4 protein-coding genes and 1 pseudogene are annotated in these 3971 nt (G+C 71.4%); 3 read left to right on the forward strand and 2 right to left on the reverse strand.

The annotated features are described in order from the left end of the window. A pseudogene (locus E1288_RS48450) lies at positions 1–336 on the reverse strand (hypothetical protein); the annotation flags it as partial. Between the two features lie 200 nt (positions 337–536). Here E1288_RS48450 and E1288_RS46070 point away from each other — a divergent pair. Both E1288_RS46070 and E1288_RS46075 read left to right on the forward strand, forming a co-directional pair. Beyond that, positions 537–1223, forward strand: a complete 687-nt coding sequence (locus E1288_RS46070) for a response regulator transcription factor (protein ID WP_132495627.1) — start codon at positions 537–539, stop codon at positions 1221–1223. Between the two features lie 4 nt (positions 1224–1227). After that, positions 1228–2373 (forward strand): sensor histidine kinase, encoded by a 1146-nt coding sequence (locus E1288_RS46075; RefSeq protein ID WP_132495629.1) that lies wholly within the window; start codon positions 1228–1230, stop codon positions 2371–2373. A gap of 21 nt (positions 2374–2394) precedes the next feature. Here the strand turns inward: E1288_RS46075 and E1288_RS46080 are convergent, their stop codons facing one another. After that, positions 2395–2799: a MerR family transcriptional regulator gene (locus E1288_RS46080; RefSeq protein ID WP_132495631.1), complete on the reverse strand. Its 405-nt coding sequence runs from the start codon at positions 2797–2799 to the stop codon at positions 2395–2397. 27 nt (positions 2800–2826) lie between these two features. On the opposite strand from E1288_RS46080, the gene E1288_RS46085 reads away from it, so the two are divergent. Continuing rightward, complete coding sequence (locus E1288_RS46085; protein ID WP_132495633.1) at positions 2827–3630, forward strand: methyltransferase domain-containing protein; 804 nt, start codon at positions 2827–2829, stop codon at positions 3628–3630. Positions 3631–3971 lie beyond the last annotated feature (341 nt).

The raw sequence follows: 3971 nt of genomic DNA on the forward strand, positions 1-3971 counted from the left end.
GGGTGGCGGATAAGGAGTTCCCGCGGGCATCGGCAGCTGCGCCATCGGGGCCATCGGCACCGGAGCTCCCTGCACCGGTTGCATCGGCGGCAACGGCGCGCCCTGGGCGGCCGGGGGAGGACCCGGCTCGGGGGCTTCCGAAGCGGCGGCAGGTTGATCGGGTTCACCCGCCGGCTGTTCATCCGGTCCGGCCGCGGTGTCCTCGCCTGGTGCGGTTTCCGCGGACGATCCGTCCGGGGGGTCGGGTTCGCCGACCTGCCGCCCGTCCTCCTCGGGCGTCACCTCGCGCCCTGCGGCGTCATCCGGTTCCGGCGCTTGGTTCGGTTTGCCGGGCATGATCCTCCAGCGGTGCGTTGATCGCTTTTCCGTTGGACGCACGACGGTCGAATCGGTTCACTGGATTTGCCGGATTTCGGGAGGATTTTTCCTCCCGGCCCCGGCCGACGGCGTTGACGCGGTCCGCTCGGCGGAACGGGCCCGCGACCGACCGGTCACGCCGTCCCGGCTCCGCCGCCGGGCTGTGGCAGGGTGAACAGGTGCGAATCCTGGTCGTCGAGGATGAGAAGCCGCTGGCCGATGCGATAGCTCGCGGGCTGCGCCGGGAAGGCATGGCCGTGGACGTCGCCTACGACGGCGAGAGCGGGCAGGAGAAGGCGTCGATCACCCGCTACGACGTGCTGGTGCTCGACCGCGATCTGCCGGGCATGTCCGGCGACGAGCTGTGCCGCCGGCTGGTGTCCTCCGGCGAGCTGACCCGGGTGCTGATGCTCACCGCCAGCGGCACCGTCGCCGACCGAGTCGCCGGGTTGTCCCTGGGCGCCGACGACTACCTGGCCAAGCCGTTCGCGTTCGCGGAGCTGATCGCCCGGGTCCGGGCGCTGGGGCGGCGGGCCACGCCGGCGCAGCCGCCGCTGCTCACCGCGCTGGAGCTGGAGCTGGATTCCGCGCGGCGCACCGTGCACCGGCGCAACGGCGAGGTGGAGCTGACCCGCAAGGAGTTCGGCGTGCTGGAGGTGCTGCTGTCGGCCGGCGGCGGCGTGGTCAGCTCCGAGGAACTGCTGGAACGGGTGTGGGACGAGAACGCCGACCCGTTCACCACGACGGTGCGGGTCACGATGATGACGTTGCGCAAGAAGCTGGGGGAGCCGGGCATCATCGAAACCGTGGTCGGCTCCGGCTACCGGGTGCCGTCCGCGGGCGGCGCCGAGCACACCCGGGACTGAGCCGATGCGTGCGGCCGCCCGATCGATCACCCGCCGTGGTCCGGGACTGCGAACGCGGCTGACGCTGCTGGCCACGGCCCTGGTCGCCGCGGTGAGCGGGCTGCTGCTGTGGCTGGGCTGGATGCTGGTCGGCAACGTGGTCGCCGCGGTGCCCCGGCTGCCCGCCGGGACGCTGGTCCGGGTGCACGGTGTGGACGTGCCCGCCGAGCTGCTGGGAGAGGCGCTGCGCGACTCCGCGCGGCAGCAGGTGCTGTTGATCGGCGGATTCGCCTTCGTAGCAGTGGTTCTGGCGGCCGCGCTGCTGGCGTGGACGGTGACCGGCCGGGTCCTACGCCCGCTGCACGACGTGACTGCCGCGGCGCACCGGTTGTCCGCGGAGTCGTTGGACGAGCGGATCGCGCTGAGCGGCCCGCGCGATGAAGTCGCCCAGCTGGCCGACACCTTCGACGCGATGCTCGACCGGTTGCAGGCGGCGTTCGACTCGCAGCGCCGGTTCGTGGCCAACGCGAGTCACGAACTGCGCACGCCGTTGTCGGTGATCCGCACGGAACTCGACGTCACGCTGTCGGACCCGGACGCCGATGAGGCGGAGCTGCGGCGGATGGCCGATGTGGTCCGCGAAGCGACGGCCCGCGCGGAGCGGCTGGTGGAGGCGCTGCTGCTGTTGGCCCGCACCGAAGGCGTGGAGCTGGCGGTGCGGGAGCCGGTGGACCTCACGGAGCTCGTGGGCCGCGCGCTGCGTGCGGTGGAGCAGGAAGCGCGGGAGCGCGGACTGCGCATCAAGTGCTGCGAGGAACCGGCTTTCGCCGTCGGCGATCCGGCGCTGCTGGAGCGCGTCGCGGGCAACCTGCTGGAGAACGCGGTGCGGCACAACGTGGATGGCGGCTGGGTGGAGATCAGCACCGGCAGTGATCCACAGTGGACGACTCTGCGGGTCGCGTCGTCCGGGCCGCGGATTCCGGACGATCAGGTGGAATCGCTCTTCGAGCCCTTCCGCCGGGCCGGCGTCCAGCGCACGGCCAGGAACGGCGCGGGCCTGGGCCTGTCGATCGTCCAAGCGGCGGCGAAGGCCCACCACGGCCGGGTCCGGGCGGAATCCCTCCCGGCCGGCGGCCTCGCGGTAACGGTCCAGCTTCCCGCCGAGCCGTAGCACCGTCGGGCCGAGCCACGCTCAGTCGGCGATGCGATCTGCCACCACCTGCTGGAAGTGGGCGCACCGGGTGACGTCCTCGTGATCGCAGCCGAGGGCGCAGTCGATGAGTTCGAGGGACGCTTGCGCGGCGGCGATGCGGGAGCGGAGAGCCGCTGCCTCCTCCCGCAGGATGTCCCTTCGCTTCACGGGATCGCCGGTGCCGGCCAGCGAACGGATGGTGTCGAGGGAGAGCCCGGCCTCCTTGGCGCGCAGGATGACGGCGACGCGGGTGAGGTCGGCGGTGTCGTAGCGGCGGCGGCCGGCTGCGTCGCGTGCGGGGGCGAGGAGCCCCATGTCCTCCCAATGGCGCAGGACGTGCGTGGCCAGGCCGAAGCGACTGGCGAGGGCACCGATGCTCATCGGCTCGTGCTCGCTTGACTTCATGCCGACATTAAGACGCAGCCTGGTGCCATGATCAAGCAATCGACGGACGACCTCATCGCACGGCTCGACGCGGCCGACCGGCTGCCGGGCGCTGCGGAACTGCGGGCCCTCTCCTACGACCTGCTCGGCGTCGGCCCCGGAAGGTCGGCGGTGGACGTCGGATGTGGTGCCGGACGTGCCGTGGCGGAGCTGGCCGAACGAGGTGTGCGGGCCATCGGCGTGGACCCGGACGAGCTGATGATCGCCGTCGCCCGCGACCGGTGGCCCGAGGCGGACTTCCGGGTCGCCGGGGCGTGCGAACTGCCGCTGGCGGACGCCTCGGTGGACGGCTACCGGGCCGACAAGGTGTTCCACGAACTGGCCGAGCCGGAGCGGGCCTTGGCGGAAGCGCGCCGGGTTCTCGCACCCGGTGGGCGGATCGTGCTGCTGGGCCAGGACTGGGATGACATCCTCATCGACGCCGACGATCCGGTCCTCACCCGGACCATCGTGCACGCCCGCGCCGACCTGATCACCAGTCCGCGCGCCGCCCGCCGCTACCGGAACCTGCTGCTGGACGCCGCGTTCGACGACGTGGCGGTCGAGGTGCGCACCGGCGTGTTCACCGGGAAGTCGATGCTGCCCATGCTCACCGGACTCGCCGCAGGAGCCCGCTCCACCGGCGCCATCACGCGCGAGCAGGCGGACGGCTGGATGGCCGAGCAGCGTGCGCGGGCGGAGGCCGACCGGCTCTTCCTCGCACTGCCGATGTTCGTGGCAGCGGCCGTCAAGCGAGCCGGACCGGTGCCGAACGCTCGGGCTATAGAGGCTGTTTTGGATGTCGTGGTGTGAGGTGTGGTATCGCGGGGTTTTTTCTTTGAAGCGGCGCAGCCGCTTAGCCCGCCCTCGCAGCTGGCACCGCTGCGGGTTCTCAGGGGTCTTCTCGCGAGGACAGCCCCGACGTGGTGAATTGGCATTCATGATGTCGGGGATCCCACAGCGAGAAGGCCCCTGAGGTTCCGCTACCCGCACCGCCACGCAGAGCGAGTTTCGAAACAGGCTCTATCTTGATCTTTAACCCTTGCGCCTGGGTTTGGTGCCTGTCTTGTGGTGGGTGGGGCGTTGGTAGGCCTGGCCGGTGGCGAGGATTCGTCCGACGTCGTGGCGGGTGGCGCGGTGGCGGTTGGTCGAGC

The sequence above is a fragment of the Saccharopolyspora elongata genome (assembly GCF_004348985.1).
In the GTDB taxonomy this organism is placed as follows: domain Bacteria; phylum Actinomycetota; class Actinomycetes; order Mycobacteriales; family Pseudonocardiaceae; genus Saccharopolyspora; species Saccharopolyspora elongata.